The 25,175-nt window shown below is 65.8% G+C and carries 22 protein-coding genes; 16 read left to right on the forward strand and 6 right to left on the reverse strand.

What is annotated here, in order from left to right; genetic code table 11:
- Positions 1 to 51: 51 nt before the first annotated feature.
- From frr to HK108_RS14480, 6 genes are all read left to right on the forward strand, one after another.
- Positions 52 to 609 (forward strand): ribosome recycling factor, encoded by a 558-nt coding sequence (frr, locus tag HK108_RS14455; protein ID WP_101544639.1) that lies wholly within the window; start codon positions 52 to 54, stop codon positions 607 to 609.
- Positions 609 to 1,631, forward strand: coding sequence for a phosphatidate cytidylyltransferase (locus tag HK108_RS14460; protein ID WP_181272027.1), 1,023 nt, complete (start codon positions 609 to 611; stop codon positions 1,629 to 1,631). Before frr ends, HK108_RS14460 begins: the two co-directional genes overlap by 1 nt.
- Before the next feature lie 186 nt (positions 1,632 to 1,817).
- Complete coding sequence (gene rlmN, locus HK108_RS14465) at positions 1,818 to 3,047, forward strand: 23S rRNA (adenine(2503)-C(2))-methyltransferase RlmN (RefSeq protein WP_181272057.1); 1,230 nt, start codon at positions 1,818 to 1,820, stop codon at positions 3,045 to 3,047.
- A 100-nt stretch (positions 3,048 to 3,147) separates the two neighbouring features.
- A complete protein-coding gene (locus HK108_RS14470) occupies positions 3,148 to 3,708 on the forward strand; it encodes a DivIVA domain-containing protein (protein WP_181272028.1) in 561 nt (186 codons plus the stop codon).
- Positions 3,701 to 4,375 carry a hypothetical protein gene (locus HK108_RS14475; RefSeq protein ID WP_181272029.1) on the forward strand — a complete coding sequence of 225 codons (675 nt, stop codon included), beginning with the start codon at positions 3,701 to 3,703 and terminating at the stop codon, positions 4,373 to 4,375. Before HK108_RS14470 ends, HK108_RS14475 begins: the two co-directional genes overlap by 8 nt.
- On the forward strand, positions 4,320 to 5,363 hold the full coding sequence (locus HK108_RS14480; RefSeq protein ID WP_229664183.1) for a class I SAM-dependent methyltransferase: 1,044 nt from the start codon (positions 4,320 to 4,322) through the stop codon (positions 5,361 to 5,363). Before HK108_RS14475 ends, HK108_RS14480 begins: the two co-directional genes overlap by 56 nt.
- Positions 5,364 to 5,563: 200 nt before the next feature.
- On the opposite strand, the gene HK108_RS14485 is transcribed toward HK108_RS14480, so the two are convergent.
- Complete coding sequence (locus HK108_RS14485; protein ID WP_092017334.1) at positions 5,564 to 6,763, reverse strand: acyl-CoA dehydrogenase family protein; 1,200 nt, start codon at positions 6,761 to 6,763, stop codon at positions 5,564 to 5,566.
- 158 nt (positions 6,764 to 6,921) lie between these two features.
- Here HK108_RS14485 and dxr point away from each other — a divergent pair, with 158 nt between their 5' ends.
- Together dxr and HK108_RS14495 are read left to right on the forward strand one after the other, a co-directional pair.
- The gene (gene dxr, locus HK108_RS14490; RefSeq protein ID WP_181272030.1) at positions 6,922 to 8,142 is read left to right on the forward strand and encodes a 1-deoxy-D-xylulose-5-phosphate reductoisomerase; all 1,221 of its coding nucleotides are present in this window, start codon (positions 6,922 to 6,924) and stop codon (positions 8,140 to 8,142) included.
- On the forward strand, positions 8,139 to 9,689 hold the full coding sequence (locus HK108_RS14495) for a M50 family metallopeptidase (RefSeq protein WP_181272031.1): 1,551 nt from the start codon (positions 8,139 to 8,141) through the stop codon (positions 9,687 to 9,689). Before dxr ends, HK108_RS14495 begins: the two co-directional genes overlap by 4 nt.
- A 71-nt stretch (positions 9,690 to 9,760) precedes the next feature.
- On the opposite strand, the gene HK108_RS14500 is transcribed toward HK108_RS14495, so the two are convergent.
- Positions 9,761 to 11,161, reverse strand: coding sequence for a serine hydrolase domain-containing protein (locus HK108_RS14500; RefSeq protein ID WP_181272032.1), 1,401 nt, complete (start codon positions 11,159 to 11,161; stop codon positions 9,761 to 9,763).
- Between the two features lie 280 nt (positions 11,162 to 11,441).
- Here HK108_RS14500 and ispG point away from each other — a divergent pair, with 280 nt between their 5' ends.
- Both ispG and HK108_RS14510 read left to right on the forward strand, forming a co-directional pair.
- Positions 11,442 to 12,605, forward strand: coding sequence for a flavodoxin-dependent (E)-4-hydroxy-3-methylbut-2-enyl-diphosphate synthase (ispG, locus tag HK108_RS14505; protein WP_139468794.1), 1,164 nt, complete (start codon positions 11,442 to 11,444; stop codon positions 12,603 to 12,605).
- A gap of 81 nt (positions 12,606 to 12,686) precedes the next feature.
- Positions 12,687 to 13,568, forward strand: coding sequence for a GNAT family N-acetyltransferase (locus HK108_RS14510; RefSeq protein ID WP_139908433.1), 882 nt, complete (start codon positions 12,687 to 12,689; stop codon positions 13,566 to 13,568).
- Between the two features lie 12 nt (positions 13,569 to 13,580).
- On the opposite strand, the gene HK108_RS14515 is transcribed toward HK108_RS14510, so the two are convergent.
- Positions 13,581 to 13,997, reverse strand: a complete 417-nt coding sequence (locus HK108_RS14515) for an RNA-binding S4 domain-containing protein (protein ID WP_139468792.1) — start codon at positions 13,995 to 13,997, stop codon at positions 13,581 to 13,583.
- Complete coding sequence (locus tag HK108_RS14520) at positions 13,997 to 14,857, reverse strand: NUDIX hydrolase (protein ID WP_229664182.1); 861 nt, start codon at positions 14,855 to 14,857, stop codon at positions 13,997 to 13,999. Before HK108_RS14520 ends, HK108_RS14515 begins: the two co-directional genes overlap by 1 nt.
- 205 nt (positions 14,858 to 15,062) lie before the next feature.
- Between HK108_RS14520 and HK108_RS14525 the strand changes: the two genes are divergently transcribed.
- Both HK108_RS14525 and HK108_RS14530 read left to right on the forward strand, forming a co-directional pair.
- Positions 15,063 to 16,910, forward strand: a complete 1,848-nt coding sequence (locus HK108_RS14525; protein ID WP_139468791.1) for a proline--tRNA ligase — start codon at positions 15,063 to 15,065, stop codon at positions 16,908 to 16,910.
- 9 nt (positions 16,911 to 16,919) lie between these two features.
- Entirely contained in the window at positions 16,920 to 17,729 is an 810-nt protein-coding gene (locus HK108_RS14530; RefSeq protein ID WP_229664181.1) for a TSUP family transporter, read from the forward strand.
- 69 nt (positions 17,730 to 17,798) lie between these two features.
- On the opposite strand, the gene HK108_RS14535 is transcribed toward HK108_RS14530, so the two are convergent.
- Together HK108_RS14535 and HK108_RS14540 are read right to left on the reverse strand one after the other, a co-directional pair.
- Complete coding sequence (locus HK108_RS14535) at positions 17,799 to 18,818, reverse strand: aminoglycoside phosphotransferase family protein (protein ID WP_139468790.1); 1,020 nt, start codon at positions 18,816 to 18,818, stop codon at positions 17,799 to 17,801.
- Positions 18,815 to 19,813 (reverse strand): hypothetical protein, encoded by a 999-nt coding sequence (locus tag HK108_RS14540; RefSeq protein WP_139468789.1) that lies wholly within the window; start codon positions 19,811 to 19,813, stop codon positions 18,815 to 18,817. The genes HK108_RS14535 and HK108_RS14540 overlap by 4 nt, the downstream gene beginning before the upstream one ends.
- A 223-nt stretch (positions 19,814 to 20,036) precedes the next feature.
- Between HK108_RS14540 and rimP the strand changes: the two genes are divergently transcribed.
- The 4 genes from rimP (at position 20,037) to infB (ending at position 24,998) form a co-directional block, all read left to right on the forward strand.
- The gene (gene rimP, locus HK108_RS14545) at positions 20,037 to 20,501 is read left to right on the forward strand and encodes a ribosome maturation factor RimP (protein ID WP_139468788.1); all 465 of its coding nucleotides are present in this window, start codon (positions 20,037 to 20,039) and stop codon (positions 20,499 to 20,501) included.
- Positions 20,502 to 20,638: 137 nt separating this feature from the next.
- Positions 20,639 to 21,601, forward strand: coding sequence for a transcription termination factor NusA (gene nusA, locus HK108_RS14550; protein ID WP_172174327.1), 963 nt, complete (start codon positions 20,639 to 20,641; stop codon positions 21,599 to 21,601).
- Positions 21,602 to 21,673: 72 nt separating this feature from the next.
- Positions 21,674 to 21,949, forward strand: coding sequence for a YlxR family protein (locus HK108_RS14555; RefSeq protein ID WP_101547294.1), 276 nt, complete (start codon positions 21,674 to 21,676; stop codon positions 21,947 to 21,949).
- Positions 21,950 to 22,079: 130 nt separating this feature from the next.
- A complete protein-coding gene (infB, locus tag HK108_RS14560; RefSeq protein WP_139468787.1) occupies positions 22,080 to 24,998 on the forward strand; it encodes a translation initiation factor IF-2 in 2,919 nt (972 codons plus the stop codon).
- Positions 24,999 to 25,175 lie beyond the last annotated feature (177 nt).

A 25,175-nucleotide genomic window follows, 5' to 3' on the forward strand; every position in this document is an offset into this window, starting at 1 on the left:
GATGACCCATAGAATGAACCCAAAGCTTTAAGAAGAGGGAAAGAGGCAACCGTGATTGAAGAGACACTGGCCGAAGCCAGAGAGAAGATGGACAAGGCCGTCGAATTCACGCAGGAGGACTTCGCGTCGATCCGCACCGGCCGTGCCAACCCCGCACTGTTCGCCGATATCGAGATCGACTACTACGGCGCTCCGACACCGCTGCAGCAGCTCGCCTCGTTCCAGACGCCCGAGGCACGCACGATTCTCGTGACCCCCTACGACAAGGGCACGCTGACCGATATCGAGAACGCTCTGCGCAACTCCGACATCGGCGCGAACCCCGCCAACGACGGCAACGTCATCCGCGTCGTCCTCCCGGACCTCACCGAGGAACGCCGCAAGGAATACGTCAAGATCGTCAAGGGCAAGGCCGAAGACGGCAAGGTCTCCATCCGCAACATCCGTCGTCACGCCAAGGAGACTCTCGAACGTATCAAGAAGGACGGCGAAGCCGGCGAGGACGAGGTCACTCGCAGCATCTCCGAGCTCGACGATCTGACGAAGAGCAAGGTGGAGAACGTCGACAAGCTGCTTGCGCAGAAGGAAGCTGAGCTGCTCGAGGTCTGATGATCGCCGTGACAGGGTCCGACAGCCCCGCGACAGATCCGGCTCCCCTCGGGGAGCCGGATGCGTCAGGCGAGGCCGCGCGGGTTGAGACCCCTTTCCCGAAACGTCGAGACCTGCGCAACTCGGACAAGCCGTATTCGCCTGACGACCCGGAATCGAATCCGACCGCCGAGGCGGCGGCGACCGATTCAGAACCTGAACCGAAAGATTACGGTCGAGCCGGACGCAACTTGCCGGCCGCGATCGGCATGGGACTTCTCATCGGCGGCGTGGTGCTCGCGTCTCTGATCTTCCTGCCGATCTCGTTCCTCTTCATCGTCCTTGTCGGCATCGTCGCCGCAATGTGGGAGCTGGCGAACGCTCTGTCACGTTCCGGCTCCCTCGTCTCCCGCGTGCCCACCATGGTGTCGGCGGCCTGTATGGTCGTGGCCACGTTCATCGGGGGCCGCGAAGCGCTCTGGGTGACCTTCGCCGCCAGCGCGGGAGCAGTGATGCTCTTCACGATGGTCGAGCGCCGGAAGAACGCAGTCAAAGACGTCTCGCTCTCCCTCTTCGCTCTCACCTATGTCGGCCTCATGGCCTGCTTCATCGTCTACATCCTCACCCAGCCGGACGGCAACTTCTACGTCATCATCTTCCTCGCCGCGGTCGTCGCCTCCGACACCGGCGGCTACGTCTTCGGCGTGCTGTGGGGCAAGCATCCCATCGCCCCGCGGATCTCTCCGAAGAAGTCCTGGGAAGGCTACCTCGGCTCGACCGTCTTCGCCGCAGTGGTCGCAACGATCCTCGCCGTCACCGTCGTCGACGCTCCGTTCTGGACCGGTCTTGTCATCGGTGCCGTCATCCCTGCTTTCGCCACTCTCGGCGACTTCAGCGAATCGATGATCAAACGCGACCTCGAACTCAAGGACATGGGCACCCTGCTGCCCGGCCACGGCGGTGTCATGGATCGACTTGACTCGATCCTACCGACAGCCCCGGTCGCGCTCGTTCTCTTCTCGGTCCTGCCCGGCTACCTCTGACCGGCCCGCCGACTCGGCTGCCCGGCTGCCTCTGACCCTGTCCGGTTCGCACCTGCCCGACGTGGCGGCTCACACACGACAGCCGTGCAGCGAACATGAGACAATGGCCGTGTGAGTTCTCAAGCAGGCAGAAGGCAGACCAGGCCCGTCGTCGAACATGCCGACGGCACGACATCGAAAACCCCGATGCGCGATGGCCGTCCCCTTCTCAACTTCAAGTCCGCACGGGTCAAGCAGCCTCCTCAGCATCTGGCCGATATGACGATGGACGAACGCGTCGACGCGGTCAAGGAGATGGGACTGCCCGCTTTCCGGGCCAAGCAGATCTCCACCCACTACTTCAGCCACTATGTCACCGACACCGAGGCGATGACGGACCTGCCCAAGGACAAACGGGCAGAGATCCAGGAACGGTTCTTCCCTCACCTGCTCACCGAAGTGCGCCGCCTGCGCACCGAGAACGGCGACACCATCAAGTTCCTGTGGCGCCTCTTCGACGGAGCTCTCGTCGAATCAGTGCTCATGCGCTACCGCAACCGGGTCACCCTGTGCGTGTCCAGCCAGTGCGGCTGCGGAATGAACTGCCCGTTCTGCGCCACCGGCCAGCAAGGTCTGACCCGCAACATGTCCACGGCCGAGATCGTCGAACAGGTCGTGCGCGCCAACCAGGTCATCGCCGCCGGCGAACTCGCCGAAGCCCCGAAGTCGGATATGCCCGGTGCCGGAGAGACCGCGCTCGGCGCGGAAGCCGACGAAGACGAAGCGGCGGGAGAAGCCGCATTCGACGGGGAGGCCACGGCCGCCTCGGCGAATGGCCCCGAACGGGTCTCGAACATCGTCTTCATGGGCATGGGCGAACCCCTGGCCAACTACAAGCGAGTGATGAACGCGGTGCGCCGGTTCGTCGGACCGAGCCCCGAAGGACTGGGCATGTCGGCCAGGCGGATCACGATCTCCACGGTCGGACTCGTGCCCGGCATCAACAAACTCGCCGCCGAAGACATCCCCGTCACGTTCGCCCTCAGCCTCCACGCACCCGATGACGAGCTGCGCGATGAGATGATCCCGGTCAACACGCGGTGGAAGGCCGATGAGGCCATCGACGCCGCTTACAACTACTACCAAGTGACCGGACGGCGGGTGAGCATCGAATACGCGCTCATCAAGGACATGAACGACCACGCGTGGCGTGCGGAACTGCTGGCCAAGAAGCTCAACGCCCGCGGACGCGGCTGGGTCCATGTCAACCCGATCCCGCTCAACCCGACTCCGGGCTCGGTGTGGACGGCCTCGGAACCGGAGGTCGCCGACGAATTCGTCCGCCGCCTCATCGATCAGGGCGTTCCGACGACGATCCGCGATACCCGCGGATCCGATATCGACGGCGCCTGCGGACAGCTCGCCGCAGCCGACTGATCGACGCCCGGTTCGGCAACTGCGGACCGCGGCAACGCAATTGCTGCGGCTTCCATCTATTATGGTGGAAACACCACAGCCACTCGCTTCTGGAGGAGACATGGCGGACACGACTTTCCCTCGAATGTCCGGTTGGAAGAACGGATACGACCCCAGGCAGGTCGACAGCTTCTTCAAGCGTGCACGTGAGTCCTTCGAACGGCCGACGCCGCAGCCCGGCGACCTCGACTCCCGGGCGGTGCGCACGGTCGGTTTCGATCTCGTCCGCAAGGGCTACCACGTCGCCGTCGTCGACGCCGCGCTCGACCGTCTCGAAGATGCATTCGCCAAGCAGGCCCGAGACCGTCTGATCGCGCAGTCCGGGCAGGACGCCTGGGTCTCCGAGCTCACCCGTGTGGCCGCGTCGCTACGGGGTCGACTGGTCCGTGAACCCGGTGAGCGCTTCGACAATCCTCCTCCCGGAGTCATCGGCTACGACATCACCCAGGTCGACGACATGTGCGACAAGGTCAACTCGTACTTCACTCAGGGCGTGGCGATGAGCGTCGACCAGGTCCGCCGCGTGCTGTTCAAGACCGCAAAAGGCAAGAAGGCGTACAACGAGGACCAGGTCGATGCGTTCATCGACCGCGTCGTCGAAGTGATGGCCTCCGTTGACTGATTTCCACTACTTCGCGGTCCCGACCGCGGCCGATCCCGGCACGCTCAACCCGGTTTACGAACTCCTCGACTTTCCGATCGCGATGGGCAAGGCCGAAGACATCGTGCTGACCGGACCCGCTCCGGAGAAACCGCTCGTCGACGGCCGGGAAGTCACGGATCCCCGCCTGGTCAAGGCCCTGTCCGTTCCCGTCGAGCTCGACCGCGCCGAGGTGCTCGACCGCAGTTCGAAGCTCGCCGGAGTGCTCCGTGCCATGGGCGTGGTTCCGGAATCCGGTGCCCGGCTCACCTTCGCCGAGGATGTCCCGCCGTTGGCGCGGGCGCTCGGTGTTCTTGCTGCCGCCCGGATCGGGCTCGTCGTGGATCTGCGAGCAGGAGCTCCGTCTGACTCTGCCTCAGACTTAGTGGTTCTCCACGCCATCGAAGACGAACCGGTCGAGCCGGGGCGTGCCTCCGTGCGGGTCACCCGGTCGCGCTTCGAAGGCGTCGGAGTGACGATCGGCTCCGAGACCGCGAACCTCGACCAGGCGATGCGCGACTCCCGCGTCGAATTCGCCGCAGTAGTGCCGCTCGACCCGCAGCGCACTCTGCTGCTCACCGACGACGGTGATCTTGAGGCGGGTACGAGCCTCGAATGGTACCGCACCGAGGTTCTCTCTGCTTCCTGAGCCCTGGACGCATGGGGGCTTCGACGCCGACGATGGTGTCGACGTTCCGGCTTCCGCGGACCCGCGGCCTGCTGATCCGCGTTCGGCTGAGACGGCGGCTGCTCTGCGCGCGGCCGGCTGTGTCTTCGCCGAGGACGAGGAAGCGATCCTGCTGGAGTCTGCAGCTGGCTCTGTGCCGAAACTCGATGAGCTCGTTGCACGTCGCGTGGCCGGTGAACCCCTCGAGCAGATCGTCGGCTGGGTTGATGTCGCGGGTCTGCGACTGAGCGTGCGTCCCGGAGTGTTTGTGCCGCGGCAGCGGACTGCTCTGCTTGCGGCTCACGCAGTCGCGGTGACCCGACGGATGCTGGACCCACAGGGAAATGGGGCCAGGACCATCGCATGCTCAAACTCTGTTGCTGACCGGCCCGTTGTGCTCGAAGCGTTCAGCGGAGTCGGCCCGGTCGCCTCAGTGGTGGCCTCCTTGGTGCCGGGGGTGGTGATCCACGTCGGCGATGCTCAGGCGGAGGCCGTGCGGTGTGCGGTGGAGAATGTCGAACGCTGCATCCAGTCGGGGGACTCAGCGCACGCGGGGGAGTCTACGCAGGCCGGCGGGTCCGAACAGGCAAATGAGTCCGGCACTACCGTGTCGGGGCATGTCCTCGACTGCCTCCACGGACTGCCCGACACGCTGCGGCGGTCGATCTCAGTTATCGCTGCCGTGCCGCCGTACGTTCCTGAAACGGCAGCCGATTTTCTGCCGCATGAGGCCCTCGACTTCGAACCGAGCAGCGCACTCTTCGGCGGCTCCGACGGACTCGACCTTGTCCGTCGACTCATCACGGAGTCGTTGGACTGGCTGGCCCCGGACGGTGTGCTGCTCATCGAGCTCGGGCGAGGTCAGATTGCAGGGGCCACCGGGTTCGCAGCCGAGCAGGGGCTGGAAGCCCGGAGCCACCTCGGCGAGGATGACCAGACGGTCGTGCTCGAACTGCGTCGTGGAAACTGACAACGGCCGGCTGAAATCGAGTGATTTCAGCCGGCCGGCTGCGTACCGACTGGTTCGAAGTGCGGGCGCGGGGCGCGAAGTCTGTGCGTCAGCACTTTGAACCAGCCGGTGACTGCAGATACAGCACGCCCGCCGAACCTCAGCAGGATCGGCGGGCGCTGACTGTGTTCAGCGGAGGGCGGGTGCCCTGCTCACTGGTTTCAGTTCGCGAAGGCGTTGATTCCGGTCATCGTCCGACCCAGGGTCAGCTGGTGCACCTCGTGTGTGCCTTCGTAGGTGAGCACTGTCTCGAGGTTGACCGCGTGACGCAGCGGCGGGTACTCGCTCGTGATGCCCGACCCGCCGAACAGGGCGCGCAGGTCACGGCACACGTTCATCGCGGTATCGACGTTGACCATCTTGCCCAGGCTGATCTGCTCGGGACGGACACCCTTCTCGGAGTCCTTGAGCTTGCCCAGGTGAGCGGCGAGCAGAGTGATCTGCGAGTACTGGCCGAAGGCCTTCGCCAGCTTCTGCTGCGTGATCTGGAACGACGCCAGCGGGCGATCGAACTGGACACGGGTGCCGGTGTACTCCAGTGCGGAGAGCAGCGCGTCTCGGGCTGCACCGGTGACACCGAAGACGATGCCGTAGCGGGCCTCGGACAGGCAGGACAGGGGGCCCTTGAGTCCCTTGGCCTTCGGCAGCATCGCATCCTCGGGCAGGCGGACGTTGTCGAGGACGATCTCACCGGTGATCGACGCACGCAGCGAGATCTTGCGGTGGATCTCCGGGGTCTGCACACCCTCGGTGTTCGAGGGGACGACGAAGCCGCGGACGACGTTCTTGCCCTTGTCGTCGACCTCTTCGGTCTTGGCCCACACGACCATGACATCGGAGACCGGGGAGTTCGTGATCCACATCTTCGCGCCGTTGAGGATCCAGTCGGATCCGTCCTTCTTCGCGGTCGTCTTCATCCCCGACGGGTCGGATCCGACATCGGGTTCGGTCAGCCCGAAGCAGCCGATGGCCTTGCCGGCGGCCATCTTCGGCAGCCATTCTTCCTTCTGTGCTTCCGATCCCCAGTGGTGGATGGCGAACATCGCCAGCGAGCCCTGCACGGAGACGAGGGAGCGCAGACCGGAGTCGACGGCTTCGAGTTCGCGGCAGGCCAGTCCGTACTGAGTCGCCGTCGAACCGCCGCAGCCGTAGCCGTCGAGGTGCATGCCGAGCAGCCCGAGCTCGCCGAGTCCTTCGGCCAGTTCCCGGGCGGGGATGGTGGCGTCGAGGAAGTAGTCGCCGATCTTCTCCCGGACGTTCTCGTCCAGCCATTTCTTCACGATCGATGCGAATTCGAGGTCGTCGGATTCGAAGACCGAATCCAGTCCAAGAATGTCGTCGGGGCTCAGCGTCTTGCTCATATCCATCTCTTTCGCCATTGATTGTCTTCATTCACAGTTTTACCGGAACCCGGTGGAAGGTCGGTGTCCCGAAGCACTACAGATGACTAGGTTCCGCTAGGCGACACACGTGTCCGTGTCGAGTCATTTCCCAGAGAACTTTGGCATCATCGGTTGGCGTGAGTAAACGTGGTTTCATTGTAGTCGGCTCAACTGGTTCGGTCGGCACCCAGGCCCTTGATGTCCTCGCCGAACACCGGGACGAGCACGCGATCATCGGCTTGGCCGCGGGGTCCCAGCTCGACCTTCTGCTCGAGCAGGCCCTCGATTTCCACGTCCCCGTCATCGGGCTCACGACCCCACCCGCCGGAGGTGAGGCCGAGGTGCGTGCGCGACTGACCGAGCTGGCTGCCCAGCGGGGGACCGCCGATCCTGTCGAAGCCATCCACCTCGGGGACGATGCCGCCGAGGCGGTCGCGGGCTTGGCCGCCGATATGGTCCTCAACGCGATCACCGGTGCCGCCGGTCTCGGCGCGACCCTGGCCGCCCTCGAACGCGGCACGGACGTGGCCCTGGCGAACAAGGAATCCCTCATCATCGGCGGGTCCATCGTCCTCGACGCCGCTCGTGCCTCCGGGGCCCGCCTGGTGCCGGTCGACAGTGAGCACTCCGCCATCGCCCAGGCGCTGCGCGCCGGCACGCACGGTGAAGTCAGCAAGCTCATCATCACCGCGTCGGGCGGTCCCTTCCGGGGCATGACCCGTGATGCCCTGCGTCGAGTCACCCCCGCCCAGGCGCTCAACCATCCCACCTGGTCGATGGGGTCGATGATCACCATCAACTCTGCGACCCTGGTCAACAAGGGCCTCGAAGTCATCGAAGCCCACCTGCTCTTCGACATCGACTTCGACCACATCGAAGTCGTCGTGCATCCTCAGTCGCAGATCCATTCGATGGTCGAGTTCGCCGATGCCTCGACGATCGCGCAGATCTCCCCACCGGATATGCGCCTGCCGATCTCCTATGCGCTGGGCACCCAGGACGATGGAACGACGAAGCGACTGACTTCGAGGGCCGTTCCGCACAATTGGGGCCAGCCCATGCACTGGTCGTTCGAGCCGGTCAACCATCTCGCCTTTCCTGCGCTCGGTCTGGCTATCGACGCCGGTAAGAAAGGCCGCAGCTACCCGGCTGTGCTCAACGCTGCCAATGAGGAACTCGTCGCCGCATTCATCGCCGGAGACATCGCCTTCACCGGAATCGACAAAGGCCTGTCCCGAGCTCTGGCCGCCCACGAACCTGCGGCCGAACACACGGTGGAGACCGTGCTGGCCGCCGACGCCTGGGCCAGGGACTTCGCTCGCGCCGACGTCGCTGAACAGAACGGGGGCCGCCGATGACAGTTGTGCTCTACATTGTCGGGATCATCCTGTTCCTCATCGGCATCTCGATCTCGATTGCGCTGCACGAACTCGGCCACCTCACCCCGGCGAAGAAGTTCGGGGTGAAAGTCACGCACTATATGGTCGGCTTCGGACCGACCCTGTTCTCCTTCCGCCGCGGTGAGACCGAGTACGGCATCAAAGCGTTCCCCCTCGGTGGGTTCATCGCGATGCCGGGAATGTATCCGCCCGAGGAAGCGACGAAGTCCCGCTATGAGACCGCCGCCGCTGCGCAGAAGGGCGGCACTGCCGCCGGCGTCGACGGCGGGATCGACGGCACGTCGGGCCGCCTCGGCGAACCGGGCGCTGCACTCGACTCGACGGGCAGCGAAACCTCGGGCCGCCTCGGCGAGGGGACGGATGACGGTGATGCCGCTCCGCTGCGCCGGGACCGCAAGAAGCGGAAGGGGCGGCTGTTCGAAGACACGATGGCCGATGCCCGGGAGTTCTCGAACCAGGAGATCGCGCCGGGGGAGGAGCACCGGACGTTCTATGCGCTCAGCGTGCCCAAACGCCTCGTCGTCATGTTCTCCGGTCCCTTCGTCAATCTCGTCCTGGGCATCCTCATCATGGGGATCTCGCTGCTGGGCATTGGTGTGGTCACTCCGACGACGACCGTCCAGACTGTCGTCGAATGTGCGGTGCCCGCCTCCGAAGCGCAGCAGCGTCCCGCCTCGGAGCAGAACACCTGCCGTCCCGACGATCAGCTCACCCCTGCCTGGGAGGCTGGGATCAAACCGGGTGACGAGATCACCTCGATCGCCGGCGTCGAGACGAAGGACTGGGACCAGCTGTCCTCGGTCATCAAGGAACATGCAGGCGAACGCGTCGATGTCGACTTCATCCGCGATGGTCAGGCCCAAACGGTGACCGTGCCGATCATCGCCACCGAACGGCCGAAGGTCGACGACACCGGCAAGGCCGTGCTCAACCCGGACGGAACTCCGCAGACCGAGACCCAAGGATTCTTCGGCGTCGGACCAGTTCAAGAACGTCAGTCCCTGCCGCTCGAGGAATTCCCCGGCGCCGTGTGGGACCAAGTCTCCGGAGTCTTCCACGCGATCATCACCCTGCCGGTCAAACTCGTCGATATCGGCGAAGTGGCCGTCGGCACGAAGGACCGCGACGCCGAAGGACTCGTCGGCATGGTCGGCGTCGGCCGCATCGCCGGCGAGATCGTGTCCACCGACCAGATCGACGTCGTCGACAAGGCACAGATGGGACTGGGCATGCTCGGCTCGCTCAACATCTTCCTCTTCGCGTTCAACATGATCCCGCTGCTGCCCCTCGACGGCGGACACATCGCCGTGGGTCTCTACGAAGGTGCGCGCCGCCGCATCAACCGGTGGCGCGGCCGCGGACTGGTCGGCCCCTTCGACACTGCGAAGCTGCTGCCGCTGACGTACGTGTGCATCGGGCTGATGCTGTGCATGACGGCGCTGCTCGTCTACGTCGACCTCGTCAAACCCATCACCCTCGACGCGATCTTCAACTCCGGCGGTTAGGCCGGGTCGCTCGGGCAGGCTCATGGGTCGCCCGGGCGAGTGGGTTCACGGGCCGCCGCGGGATATCGAACTCAGGAACTGAGGGTGATCGTCTGCACCTCGCCGAGGTGATTGAGGCCGACCGTGATCGTGGCGTTCTCATCTGCTGTGCCCGGCACTGTGACCACTCCGCGCAACGGGGAGACCATCTCGAGGTCCGCCTCGGTGAGAGGACGGTCGATCTGCTTCTCCGCCCGCCACCGCGCGAAGCGCTCCCGCCTCTCTTCGCGGGGTTCGTCGAGGTCCATGTTCATGGAGAAGATCGCCTCGGCGACGGTGTCGTCGAAGTCGTTGACGAGGTTCGCCGCAGCCATCACGGCATCGATCTGGGGTTGGGCGGCGGGATAACGGGGCACCGGCGCCGAGGTGGCCCGACGTTCCAGCCGGGTGCCCTGTCGTCCCGTGGCCGCCGCCCAACCGAGGTCGAGCGCGTCCTGGACGACGCGCTGCGCCGGGTAATAGGTCGTATTGCCGAGCACGACGAGGCTGAGCCCCAGATCGGGGAACCAACGCATATGTGAGCCGTATCCTGGGTAACCGCCGGAATGGCAGACGACGCGGCCGAATCGCGTGTCCAGACGAGTCTCGAGACCGTATCCGTAGCTGAGTGTCTCCGCATGGTGGTCGCTCGTCTGGACCTCCATGATCCGTCGTGGCTGCTGGTTGTCGGTCAGTATCCGCGACCAGGAGCCGGAGGCATAGGAGTCCATGCGTTCGAGGGCATCGAGATGCGCGTCCATCCATGTGCCGATGTCGTTCACCGTGGAGATGACCCCGCCGATGGGGGAGAAGACTCCTGGGCCGGTGAGTTCGGCCGGGTGGAGGCCGCCGCCCAGGTCGACGCGGAACCCGGTCGCCAGGTCCGGGAAGTCCGTGTGGTCGAAACCGGTGCGCGTGAGCTTCAGGGGATCGAAGATCTCAGTGGACACGAGTTCGGTGAAAGCCCTGCCTGTGACCGCCTCGGCGACCATGCCGAGAAGCGCATAGCCGAGGTTCGAATACTCATAGCCGGTGTCGGCGGGCGCGCAGGCGATGGCGCCGCGGTGCAGCCAGTCGGTGAGCTCGGCCGGAGTCATCGCCTCCATCCGGTCCGCCCACGGGTCGTCCTTGGTGAAACCGGTGCTCATCGTCAACGCCTGCCGGCAGGTGCGGTCGGCGATGGCCGTATCGGTCAGTTCCGGGAGCAGGGCGCCGAAGGGAGCGTCGAGATCGAGTCCGTCGGCGGCGAGGAGCCCGATGGCTGCGGCGGTGAAGGACTTCGTCATCGAAGCGATCCGGTACGGAACGTCGCCGTTCACGGTTCGGGCGGGGCCGCCTCGGCGAAAGATTCCCCATGCCAGAGATCCACCCTGGTCGTCGAGCTTCTGTGCTGCGGCCTCGAGAGCCGCAGTCACCGCCTCGACATCGGGTTCGACGAATCCGGGTGTGCTCACAGGGCTGCTCCTTCGCGCAGACGTCAGGTCACCCTCACACTACCGTCAGCCGGTGACACCGGATCGGGACAAGTGGGCCGTGGCGTGGTGCGGGCGAAGTCGAGGTCGCGCGGGGGCCGCCCGGGGTGCGCCGGTGGACTGTTCGGGGTATGCCCCGTGGACGGACAGTTCTGTGTCAGTGGGAGGTCCTACAATGGTGATGGTTCGCACAATCCGGGTCCCGCATCGGCGCCGGCTCGGACATTGTGGCTGGTCAACAGCCTGACTGAAGGGATCCTTCGTGACATCGGTCAATCTCGGAATGCCCGCACCGCCGCCTCCCGTGCTCGCTCCGCGAAGGAAGACGAGGCAGATCAATGTCGGAAAAGTGGGGGTCGGATCCGAGTCCCCGGTGAGCGTGCAGTCGATGACGACGACACAGACGACGGACATCAACGGGACCCTGCAGCAGATCGCCGAACTCACCGCCGCCGGCTGCGATATCGTGCGCGTGGCCTGTCCCACCGCCGACGATGCCGCGGCTCTGCCGATCATCGCCGGCAAATCCCAGATCCCTGTCATCGCCGATATCCACTTCCAACCCAAATACGTCTTCGCCGCCATCGACGCCGGCTGTGCGGGAGTGCGCGTCAACCCCGGCAACATCCGCAAGTTCGACGACCAGGTCAAGGAGATCTCGAAGGCCGCCGCCGAGGCGGGCGTGTCCATCCGCATCGGCGTCAACGCCGGGTCCCTGGACAAACGGCTGATGGAGAAATACGGCAAGGCCACGCCTGAGGCGCTCGTCGAATCCGCGCTGTGGGAGGCCTCCCTGTTCGAAGAACACGGATTCTATGACTTCAAGATCTCCGTCAAACACCATGACCCGGTGATCATGGTCCGCGCCTATGAGCTGCTCGCCGAGCGCGGCGATTGGCCGCTCCATCTCGGCGTCACCGAGGCGGGGCCCGCCTTCCAGGGCACGATCAAATCCGCCACCGCCTTCGGACACCTGTTGGCCGAGGGCATCGGAGACACCATCCGAGTCTCCCTGTCCGCGCCTCCCGCCGAGGAGGTCAAGGTCGGCAACCAGATCCTCGAATCCCTCAACCTGCGGCCCCGAAAGCTCGAGATCGTCTCCTGCCCGTCCTGTGGGCGCGCGCAGGTCGACGTGTACACGCTGGCCGAACGCGTCACCGCCGGACTCGAAGGCATGGAGGTGCCGCTGCGGGTGGCCGTCATGGGCTGCGTCGTCAACGGCCCTGGTGAGGCCCGCGACGCCGACCTCGGCGTGGCCAGCGGCAACGGCAAGGGCCAGATCTTCGTCAAGGGCGAGGTCATCCGAACCGTGCCCGAATCCGAGATCGTCGAGACGCTCATCCATGAGGCCAACCGCATCGCCGAGGAGGCCGCGGGGCAGCCATCGGGCGCTGCGTCGGGGCCGCCTGAAGTGACCGTCGGCTAGGTGCGATACCTTGTGAGGACGAAGAGTTTCATGGTCCAGTCGTTGGCCCATGCTGACGGCTGAGAAAGAGTTCAGGGGCACATGGCGCTGAGGATCGCACGACTGGAACATCAGCACACCCGGTGGCTGACGGACCTGCTTGCGCGCAACCCCTGCGAGAACGTCTACCTCATCTCCCTGCTCGAAGTCACGGGCACCGCCCGTCTGGGCTCCCCGGCAGGCACGCTGTACGGAATCTTCGATGGTGACCGGCCCGTCGCCGCCTACTGGGTGGGCGGCAACATCATCCCGGTCGCAGCGACTCCGGCGACGAATGAGGTGCTCGCTCGCAAACTCAATGCCGACGGTCGCGTGTCCTGCTCACTCATCGGCAGCCGGTCCGTCATCCTCGACCTGCAGCAGCGACTCAATTGGGGCCGAGCGCGTGGAGTGCGTGAACGGCAGCCGCTGTTGGCCATCAGCTCGGATCCGCTGGTCACTCCCGATGAGCATGTGCACCGGGTGACCCTCGATGACCTCGGTGCGGTGTTTCCCGCCAGTGTGGACATGTTCACCAAAGAGGTCGGATTCTCACCGATCGAGGACGGCACCGCCGGGTACCTGGCGCGGGTGCGCGGGATCATCCGCGGCAAGAACTGCTACGCCCGGATCTCCTCCACCCTGCCCCAAGGCGGTGCGGTGCCGCGGTGGCCGGCCGAAGAGCAGGACGAACAGGTGCTGTTCAAGGCCGATATCGGCATCCGTGCCCGCCGCATCGTCCAAGTTCAAGGAGTATGGGTCCATCCCGCAGTGCGCAATCAGGGTCTGGGGGCAGCGGGCATGGCCGCGGTCGTCCAGCGCACGCGTGACAAAGGCCATTCCACGGTGAGCCTGTATGCCAATGACTACAACGAGACGGCGCTGCGCATGTATGCCCGCGTCGGCTTCGAACAGGTCGGCACCTTCGCCACCGTCATGTACTGAGCGGTCGGCGGATCAGTCGCGGCGGTTGCGCGACTGAGGTTTGGCCATATCGCCGAGGAACTTCTCCATCTCCCGGCGGTCCTTCTTCGTCGGACGCCCCAGCCCTTTGTCTCGCCGGGGCACGAATCCGCGCAGTGCCGGATCGGGCGGGGGAGTGAGGTCCTCATAGCACTGGACGGCGATGGAGGCCTGCATCCTCGTGGGGATGAAACCGGTGATCTTCCAGATGAATTCGGACCCGGCCTTGCGCACACGCACCTCTTGGCCGATGCTCACCTTCTGCGCGGCCTTGACGCGCTGACCGTCGACCTGCACATGCCCGCCGCGGCAGGCCTGAGTGGCGAGATTGCGGGTCTTGAACATCCGCGTCGTCCACAGCCACACGTCGACGCGCATGTGCTTTCCGGCATCGCGGTTGATCTCGGTCATCAGCGATGACCGTCCGAGAAATTCGTGCCGGACGAGGGCATCCCCGCATCGGCACCATCGGGGTCCTGTATCCGGGAGTCGGCGCGCAGCGCCAGTGCCGAGCGCCGGGTGAAAGTCTGCGCGGGACGCCCTCGCCCCTGGCTGACGGCCTCCCCGGTGGGATCGAGCAGCGGCAGCATGGTGCGGCGGAACGTATCTGCCTGGAGGCTCTCCCCGGCGACGATCTCGTGGAGCTCGCGCAGCTGCCGCAGCGAGAACTCCTTCTCCAGGAGCCCGAAGGGATCCGGGGTGCGTTCGTGGAACGCCCGCAGTCGGTGCACGGCCACGCGCACGATCTCCTGATGCTCGGCGCTGAGCTCGCCGACATCGTGGACGGGCACGAGCTTCCGCCTGTGGACGGGGGAGTCCGGGTGATCGGAATCCGATTCGGCAGGATCAGGGTCGGCCGCCTCGGGGAGGACCGCCTCGGCGGGGGAAGATTCCGTCACCTGCGCCGGAGCATCCGCCACGGCCGCCTCGGTGGGATCGTCCTCCTCGGCGAGTCCGACATCGGAGGCGGAGAGAACATCGAGGTGGGCCACGGAGATCACCCAGCCGCGATCATCGCGGTCGGGTTGGTCGAACACGTGCAGCTGGACGGGGGCGCGGTCGACCAAACGAGCCTTTTCGCGCAGACAGCGGGCGACCGCCTCGGCGAGGCGTTCCTGCGGACGCAGGATCGACCCGGGCAGCTGCCACACCCCATCTCCTGGATGGGTCATGAGAACATGCAGGCCACGGCCGGGCACGGGGCAGAGGACCGCGGTGTCGACCGCGACCGAGGGCCGCGGGAACTGCGTGAGTTGGCTGGGATCAGGCATGCTCTTCGTATCGTTCGGACTCGTCATTTCAGCGGGGACCGGGCGGGGACCGGACGGCCCCGACCGATGCCGGGCTTCGGTGCTGCAGCCACCAGTCTAATTCTCTTCCCGCAGGTGACGAATCCGCGCCCGCTCCGATTCCCTCCGGCTCGCCCGCGTGCGATAGTGTTCGATCTGAGTCTTGACAAGTTGAGGAGATTTACCCATGGCCCTGCGCATGTCGTCCCTGTTCGTGCGAACCCAGAAGGAAGACCCGGTCGGCGCCGAGGTGGCCAGCCACAAACTGCTCCACCGTGCCGGATACATCCGCAGGTCAGCACCGGGAATCTACACGTGGCTGCCGCTGGGACTGGCCGTGCTCGGCAAGATCGAAGCCATCGTGCGCGAAGAGATGGCGCTCGCCGGCTCCCAAGAGGTCCACTTCCCGGGCCTGCTGCCCGCCGATCCGTACAAGAAGTCCGGCCGTTGGGAGGCCTTCGGTCCCGACCTCTTCCATCTCAAGGACCGCCGCGAAAACGACTACATCCTCGCCCCCACGCATGAGGAGGTCTTCACCCTTCTGGTCAAGGACCTCTACTCCTCGTACAAAGACCTGCCGCTGTCGATCTACCAGATCCAGACCAAATACCGCGACGAGGCTCGCCCTCGGGCCGGACTGCTGCGCGGACGCGAATTCATCATGAAGGACGCCTACTCCTTCGACATCGACGACGCCGGACTCGACGCCTCCTACGAGGCCATGCGCGTGGCCTATCTGCGGGCCTTCGCCCGCCTCGGCCTGCCGTGCCTGCCGGTCAAGGCGACCCCGGGTGCCATGGGCGGCTCCGGGACAGAGGAGTTCATCTACCCCTCCGAGGTCGGGGAGGACACGTTCGTGAAGTCGCCCGGCGGATATGCCGCAAACGTCGAGGCCGTGACCTCGATCGTCCCCGAGGCGATTCCCTACTCGCAGTCGCCGGCCGCGCATGTCGAGGACACCCCCGACACCCCGACCATCGAGACCCTCGTGGCAGCCGCAAACGCCTCGCACCCGCGCTCCGATCGTGAGTGGACGGCCGCAGACACACTGAAGAACGTCGTCTGCGCCGTCACCCACCCCGACGGCACCCGCGAGATCATCGTCATCGGCCTGCCCGGCGACCGCGAAGTCGACCTCGACCGGGCCGCCGGCACCGGAATGCTCGGCGACGGTGAGGTCGACCTCGAAGCCGCGACGGCTGAGGATCTCGCCGCCCATTCGGAGCTCGTCAAGGGTTACATCGGACCCGGCAACTCCCTCGACGCGCCGGTTCTCGGCCTCGAATCGCCCTCGAAGATCCGCTACCTCCTCGACCCTCGCGTCGTCGACGGCACCCGCTGGATCACTGGAGCCAATGAGCCCGGACGCCACGTCTTCGACCTCGTCGCCGGACGGGACTTCACTGCCGACGGCACCATCGAAGCCGCCCAGGTCGTCCTCGGCGATCCGGCACCGGACGGCTCCGGTCCGCTGGAGCTGGCCCGCGGTGTCGAGATCGGTCAGATCTTCAAGCTCGGCCGCAAGTACGCCGAGTCCCTCGACCTCAAGGTGCTCGACCAGAACGGCAAGGCGACGACCGTGACCATGGGCTCCTACGGTCTCGGCGTCACCCGCGTCATGGCCTGCATCGCCGAGGAATACCATTCCGAGGACGGCCTCCTGTGGCCCCAGCACCTGGCCCCGGCCGATGTGCACATCATCGTCGCCGGCAAGGGTGAGGAGATCGCTCAAGCCGCCGAGAAGATGACGACCGAACTCGAGGCCGAAGGCATCAGCGTCCTGCTCGATGACCGCAATAAGGTTTCGCCCGGATTCAAGTTCGCCGATGCCGAGCTCATCGGCATTCCCACCGTCATCGTCGTCGGCCGCGGTCTGGCCGATGGCGTCGTCGAGGTCCGCGACCGTCTGGCCGGGGAGAAGTCCGACCAGCCCGTCGCCGAGGTGGTTCCTGCCACCGTGGCACGTGTGCGTGAGGCGTACGCGAAGGCTGCAGCCGCAGCCGACGCGGCGATCAGCGCCGACCAGAACGCCTGAGCCGCCTCGGTGTTCGAAGCTCTCGCCGGAGGAATCGATGTCACCTGGACGATGGTCCTGTGGCTGCTCGCCGCGGGAGTTCTGGCCGGGTGGATCGATGCCGTCGTCGGCGGGGGCGGGCTGATCCAGCTGCCCGCGCTGCTGCTCGTGCCGGGGATGAGCCCCGTGCAGGCGGTCGCGACGAATAAGATCGGGTCGATTGCGGGCACGACCGCCTCGGCGGTCACCTATCTGCGCAAGATCACCCCGGACCGGTCGGCGACGATTCCGGCCGCGGCCTCGGCGTTCTTGGGTGCCGTGCTCGGGGCGAAACTCGCGACCTTGGTGCCCAGCGACGCTTTCACCCCGATCATTCTGCTCGCGCTTATCGGGGTCGGGATCTTCACGGTGCTCAACCCGAGCCTCGGCGCCGATGCCACGCTGCGGTTCGGGGAAACGTCGAAACGCCACCATGCCCTGTCGTGGCTGATCGGGCTCGTCATCGGCGTCTACGACGGAGTGCTCGGGCCGGGGACGGGATCGTTCCTCGTCATCGCCTTCGTCTCGATCATCGGATTCTCGTTCCTACAGGCCTCGGCCACGGCGAAGGTGATCAACTGGGCGACGAACTTCGGGGCGCTCGTCTACTTCATCCCCGACGGTCAGGTCGTCTGGCTGCTGGGCGTGATCATGGCCGCCGGCAATGTCACCGGCGGGATCTTCGGTGCGCGCACCGCGCTGGCGAAGGGCTCCGGGTTCGTCCGCGTCGTCTTCGTCATCGTCGTCTCCGCTCTGATCCTCAAACTCGGCTTCGACTTCATCTCCACCCTCATCCACTAATTGCTACCTGACGGCGGCCCAGCAACCTCGCGCGAGGTATCTGGGCCGCCGTCAGGTAGTAATAAGGGGTTAGCCGATGGGTTTGAGGGCGTGGGCGTTGACTCCGGCGACATCGGCGCCGGACAGCGCGCGGGCCACCCACAGGGAGCGGGCAGCATCGGCCAGGCTCGAATTCGACCCGCCGGAGGCCGCGCGCAGATACCAGAACATGTTCGTGATCTCCCGTGCCACGGTCGCCCCCATCCCGTACTGCGGATCGACCCCGGCGCACAGCGCTAGGTCCGTGGCGAAACCACGCAGCCACGCCGCCTGCGCCTGCGGATGATCCGAGGGGATCTCGGCGAGGCGGTTCCACAGCACCGGGGCCAAGGTGTATGCGGTCGGACCGGCCAAAGGCTGCGGATCGATGGCCTTCCACGTCGAGATGCCCGTCGGGTCGGGATTGCCGGCGAGGATGTTGTAGTAGTGCAGATCGGCATGGATGAGCCAGTTCTCATCCGAGGACGCCAGAGTCTGCATCCAATTGCGGGCGAACGACAGCAGCAGAGAATCGTGAGGGCCCGCCTCCGACCACCCGGTCAACAGCGCGGCATCGGCATCGAACGAATTCAGCCACCCGGCCACGACATCCTGGACCCGCAGGAACTCCGAGGTCGCCGGAATCTCCAAGGACCGCTGCAGCGCACCCCACACCGGAGGCACATCGGCCAGTGGCAGCACGGACAGATTGTCCTTCGTGCGCAGCCGCTCCTGCAGAGTGACCCGGAAGCTGCGATCATCCCGGATGACCCGCACCGCCCCGTGCCCGTTCCACATCTTCAGCGCCCGCAGCACCTGCGCATGCGCGGCCGTATGTGCCGAGGTGGGAGCCGCGAACCGCAGCACCCCCTGATAGTTCTCCTGAGTGAGCACCGGAATCACCAAGGACTCGCACCCGGCCCACGGCGCCCCCGGCACATCGTCGAAGCGCAGCTTCCACCGATCGAGGAGTTCGTTTGCCATATAGTCGAGCGCGGCGACCCACGAATCGGTGCGATAATCGCCGATGATCTCGCGAGTCGCGCGGTAGAGAACCGGTGGGACCTTCACTCCTGCACCTCCGCCTGCCCGGGTTCGTCATAGGTGAAACGCAGCGGCTGCGGAGCGGCGAAGACCATCCGGTTCCGGGCCGATTCCCAGAGCCGGAGAATCGCCGAGGCGTCCGCCTCCAACCAGGGCAGAAGCGCGGAAGCGATGCCGTCTTCCAACGACAGCGCCAACTCCTTCGCGGAGTCCGCATCCGTCGGGGTGGGATCGAGCTTCCACGCCGAGGCGGCCGGATCGGCTGCGTCCTCACCGAGGCGTTCGAGCATCTCCCCGGACAGGGCACCCAAGGATTCGAGCCTGGCCAGGGTGGCTTTGCGTTCACGCGACTTCGAATCGAAGTTCACGGCCAGCCGTTCAAAGCCGTAAGCGGCAGCCCGCGACTGATTGAGGATCGCGTTGAACATCTCCGCCCGACCCTTCGGATCCTGGCTTCCGGAGTCGTTCGTCCCGGCATCCGCGTCGGCCCCACCGGTGGCACTGGGTGGCGCTGTCGCATCATCGCCGCCGTCCCTGTTCTGGTCGAGTTCCTCACGGCCGGCGCGGATGAGTTCGTCGGCGGTGGTGATGATCTCCGGGTTCTTCGTCCCAGCGACCAGAGCCAGACCCGTGGCCACATCGGCCAGGACGGGAATAAGGTCCGAACCTAAGGACGCTGAGGCTTCGAAGACGGCGCGGGAAGCCACCTCGGCGGCTTGGACGAAGGTGCGGTTCTTCTCTGTCGGAGGTGCCTCGGTGGCGAATTCGGTCGGCGGGTTCCATTCGGGACCGATCGCCGCAGCGAAGTCAGTAAGGTCCTCACCCGCGGTTTCGGGATCACCGGCGCCGGGAGAAGCGGAGTCCAAGGTGCGGGCCAGACGATTGCGCAGCTGCTGAGTCGCATCAAGAGTGGGGATCTTGGGATCTTGATCGAGTCGCAGGCCGCAGGCGGTGAGCAGGCTCAGACTCAACCCGCCGACGCCGGCAGTCAACAGGCCGCGGCGACTGACGGGAAAATGCATACGGCAATCCTATCGGATGCCCCGCCATCGCCGAGGGGCACCGACCGTCGCCCGCCCGACCGCAGAATGAGACGCGCACCCGGCAGAACCCCGCCGAAGGCTTAACCTCGACGGCGGCTGTCGCTTAGGGTGGGGGAGAACACGGCGGTCGCACACGTGCACGGTGCGCCGGCCCCCCTCGCCCCGCCTCGGTGAAGGGGACGCACAAGGATATGGAGGAGAAATGGACGAAGACGTCGAGCGGATCAAGGGCCTGCTCGCCCCGCCCCTGCAGGATGCGGGATTCCACCTCGAGACCGTCAAAGCGGTGGCGGCCGGTCCGCGGCGCACGTTGACCGTCGTCGTCGACCTCGACGAATCGAGCTCCGATCCGATGTCGATGGAGAAGATCGCCGAATCGACGAAGATCGTCGGCGACGCCCTCGACGAGGTCGAAATCTTCCGGGACAAGCCGTACCAGCTCGAGGTCACGAGCCCCGGCGCGACCCGGAAGCTCGAGACCCCACGCCACTTCCGACGCGTCATCGGCCGTCGCCTGGAGATCACGACGAAGAAGGACACCTTCAAGCTCGACCTCGCCGAGGTGGGGGAGAGTTCGATCACGGGCACGGACCCCCAGCGCAAGGAGTCGAAGACGGTCGACCTCGGCGAGATCCGCAAGGCCCAGGTGGAGTTGAAGTTCCGCTGAGGCGAACCTCACGTACCTCCGGCAGTGCGGCGGCCCCTTCGCAGACAGAGTGCGGGCGCGGACTGGGATAGACTGTTACGCCTGCATAAGTGAACACAGACAATTCAATGCTCGGTTGAGCGAGAGAGGACTTAGACATGGACATCGACCTCAATGTTCTGCGCGTCATCGAACGAGAGCGTGAGATTCCGCTGGAAACCCTCATCGAACTCATCGAACAGGCGCTCTTCCTCGCCTACCAGAAGACCGAAGGGGCCTGGCCCGACGCCCGTGCCGAACTCGACAAGTCCACCGGCGAGGTGCGCATCCTCGCCGTGGAATTCGACAACGACGACAACCCGATCGGCGAGTTCGACGACACTCCCACCGGCTTCGGCCGCATCGCCGCCCAGACCGCTCGGCAGGTCATCCACCAGCGGCTGCGCGATGTCGAGGACGAGACGCTGCTGGGCACATTCAAGGGCCGTGAGGGCGAGATCGTCTCGGGCATCATCCAGCAGGGCCGCGACCCGCAGATGGTCCAGGTCGACATCGGAGACGTCGAAGCCGTGCTGCCCCCGCACGAACAGGTCCCCGGCGAGACCTACGCCCACGGCACCCGACTGCGCGTCTACATCGCCGACGTGCACAAGGGCACGAAGGGCACCTCGGTCACCGTCTCCCGCACCCACCCGAACCTCGTGCGCCGACTCTTCGCCCATGAGGCTCCGGAGATCGCCGACGGCACTGTCGAGATCGTGTCCCTGGCCCGCGAAGCCGGCCACCGCACGAAGCTCGCCGTGCGCGCCACGAAGCCGGGAGTCAACGCGAAGGGATCGTGCATCGGCGAACTCGGCTCCCGTGTGCGTGCGGTGATGAACGAACTCGGCCAGGAGAAGATCGACATCGTCGACTACTCCGACGACCCGGCGAAGTTCATCGCACACGCCTTGTCCCCGGCCAAGGCCAAGAGCGTCGAGATCCTCGACGCCGCCGCTCAGGAATCCCGCGCAGTCGTCCCCAACGACCAGCTGTCCCTGGCCATCGGCAAGGAAGGGCAGAACGCCCGCCTGGCAGCCAAGCTCACCGGCTGGAAGATCGACATCGTCGCAGGCGAATAGCCTCGTGCAGTGATTCGCACCACTGGCCCCCTTGGCGCGAGCCCGGGTGCCGGTGCTGTAGAATCATTCATTGTGAATGTTGGTGATGGACCCGTAAGGACGTGCATCGCCTGTAGGCAGAAGGCCGGTCGGGACGAGCTGACACGCTTCGTGTTCCGCCCCGATCAGCACCCCGCCGTCGTCCGCGATGTGTCAGCGACACTGCCGGGACGTGGTGCGTGGGTGCATCCTGATGCGAAGTGCCTGGACAAGGCCCTGACCACTGCCGCCTTCGCTCGATCCTTTCGAACGAAGATCACCGCCTCGGACCTCCCGAGGCCGGACACCGAACCCAAAGAGAACGGGTAGCCGAATGGATGACAAGTTGTGAGTGTCGCACGATGACACCCAAACGGAATTCGAGAGAGCAGTGAAATGAGTACTGCTCTTCATTGATGAGGTTCTTTCCTGACCGGGAAAGAACCCGGACAGGAGAACTGTGGCAAAGCCCCGTGTCCATGAGCTCGCGAAAGAGCTCGGCACAACAAGTAAGAACGTCCTCGAAAAGCTCCAGGACATGGGCGAATTCGTTCGCTCCGCCTCTTCGACGCTCGAAGCGCCCGTCGTGCGCCGCGTGAAGGAGGCATTCGCCGATTCCTCTTCCGCTGATGGTGAGAAGTCCACCGGCGCGAAGAAGGCCGCCAAGCCGGCCGCGAAGCCCGGAGCCCCGAAACCCGGTGCGAAGCCCGCACCCAAGCCCGCCGCGAAGTCGGCCGCCAAGCCGGGTGCTGCGAAGTCCGCCGGTGCGGCGAAATCGGCCCCCGCCGAGGATGCCGCCCCCGCTGCGAAGTCCGCACCGAAGCCTGCCGCCAAGCCGGCGACCCCGGCTGCCCCGGAGGCAGCCGAATCGACCGAGGCTCCCGCTGCCAAGCCGGCTGCCTCCTCGGCGCCGAAGCCCGGTGCCCCGAAGCCGGCTGCCGCACCCAAGCCCGGTGCCCCGAAGCCCGGCGCTCCCAAGCCGGGTGCTGCCGGGAAGCCCGGCGGTCGTGGTGCCGCGCGTCCCGGAAACAACCCCTTCGCTTCCTCGCAGGGAATGCCGAAGCCCGGTCGCGGACCCAAGCCCGGCGGTCGTGCGGGCCAGGGCGGTCAAGGCGGTCAGGGTGGCCAGGGCGGACGCCCCGGAAACAATCCGTTTGCGCCTTCGCAGGGAATGCCGAAGCCCGGCCAGAAGCAGCGCGGATCCGGTGAGGAATCCTCGGGCGGTCCCCGTCCGGCACCTCGCCCGGGCGCACCACGCCCGAACCCGTCGATGCTGAAGAACTCGGCACTGAACAAGCCCGCTCCCGGCCGCGGTCGCGGCGGCGGACGCGGAAACGCCCCAGGCGGCGGCGCACCCGGTGCCCCGGGCGGCGCTCCCGGCGGTCCTCGTCGTGGACCCGGCGGCGGTCCCGGTGGTCGCGGTTCAGGTCGCGGTCGCGGAAGCACGCAGGGTGCATTCGGCCGCGGCGGCGGTCCCCGTCAGAAGGGACGCAAGTCGAAGCGGGCGAAGCGCGCAGAGCTCGAACAGATGCAGGCTCCCTCGGTCGGTGGCGTCACCGTTCCGCGCGGAGACGGCAACACGCCGCTGCGTCTGCGTCGCGGCTCCTCGCTGGCCGACTTCGCCGAGAAGATCAATACCGATCCGACGAACCTCGTGACCGTGCTCTTCCACCTCGGTGAGATGGCCACGATCACCCAGTCCCTCGACGAGGCGACCTTCGAGGTCCTCGGCGAAGAGCTCGGCTACAAGATCGAGATCGTCTCGCCCGAAGACGAAGATCGTGAGCTGCTGGAGACCTTCGACATCGACCTCGATGCCGAAGCCGCAGAAGAGGATGACGAGGACCTGCAGGCACGTCCGCCGGTCGTCACCGTCATGGGTCACGTCGACCACGGTAAGACCAAGCTGCTCGACGCGATCCGCTCGGCCAATGTCGCTTCCCGCGAAGCCGGCGGAATCACCCAGCACATCGGTGCCTACCAGGCCGAGGTCGAGCACGAGGGAGAAGACCGCAAGATCACCTTCCTCGACACCCCCGGTCACGAGGCGTTCACCGCCATGCGTGCCCGTGGTGCGAAGTCGACGGACCTCGCGATCCTCGTGGTCGCCGCCGACGACGGCGTCATGCCGCAGACGATCGAAGCTCTCAACCACGCTCAGGCGGCCGATGTGCCGATCGTCGTGGCCGTGAACAAGATCGACAAGGAAGGCGCCAACCCCGCCAAGGTCATGCAGCAGCTGACCGAATACAACCTCGTGGCCGAAGAATACGGCGGCGAGACCATGTTCGTGCCGATCTCCGCGCTCAAGCGCGAGGGCATCGACCAGCTGCTCGAATCCGTTCTGCTGACCACCGATGCGGCCCTGGACCTGCGGGCGAACCCCGACAAGTCCGCTCGCGGCATCGCGATCGAAGCCAAGCTCGACAAGGGCCGCGGTGCGGTTGCCACCGTCCTCGTCGAGTCCGGCACCCTGCGTCAGGGCGACGCCATCGTCTGCGGCACCGCCTACGGACGTGTGCGTGCGATGTTCGACGAGAACGGAAACGTCGTCGAGGAGGCAGGGCCCTCCCGCCCCGTGCAGGTGCTCGGCCTGTCGTCCGTCCCGCGTGCCGGTGACTCGTTCATCTCCACCGATGACGACCGCACGGCCCGTCAGATCGCTGAGAAGCGTGACGCCATCGAGCGCAACGCCGCTCAGGCCCGCGGTCGCAAGCGCATCAGCCTTGAGGACTTCACGAAGGCTCTGGCTGAGGGCAAGGTCGACATGCTCAACCTCATCCTCAAGGGTGACGTCTCCGGTGCTGTCGAAGCGCTCGAGGATTCGCTGCTCAAGATCGATGTGGGCGACGACGTCGACCTGCGGATCATCCACCGCGGCGTCGGTGCGATCACGGAGAACGACATCAACCTGGCCACGGTCGACAACGCGATCGTCCTCGGCTTCAACGTCCGTCCGGAAGCGAAGGCTCGCGACCTGGCAGACCGCGAAGGCGTCGACGTCCGCTACTACTCGGTCATCTACCAGGCGATCGACGACATCGAGTCCTCGCTCAAGGGCATGCTCAAGCCCGAGTACGAAGAGGTCCAGACCGGTACCGCGGAGATCCGCGAGGTCTTCCGCTCCTCGAAGTTCGGCAACATCGCCGGTTCGATCGTCCGCGACGGCCTCATCAAGCGGAACTCGACCGCTCGCGTCACCCGCGACGGAATCGTCATCGGCGACAACGTCCACATCGAATCGCTGCGCCGGTTCAAGGACGATGCGACCGAGGTCCGCGAGGGCTACGAGTGCGGTATCGGACTCGGCAAGTTCAACGACCTGCGCGTCGGCGACATCATCGAGACCTTCGAGATGCAAGAGAAGCCGCGCGACTGATCGGTCGCACAGCGAGTTCCACCCGCTGATTCGACAGCGCAGCAGCGCAGGCGAGGAGGATGGGACTCACATCGTGAGTCGACGGCTCCGGTCGGCCCCCGAACGGGGGACCGGCCGGAGCCGGTTCGATTGCACAGCTAATATTGGGTCGGAAGAGTTGTTCCGGCCCCGAACAGA

The organism is Brevibacterium sediminis (assembly GCF_013623905.1).
In the GTDB taxonomy this organism is placed as follows: Bacteria; Actinomycetota; Actinomycetes; order Actinomycetales; family Brevibacteriaceae; genus Brevibacterium; species Brevibacterium sediminis.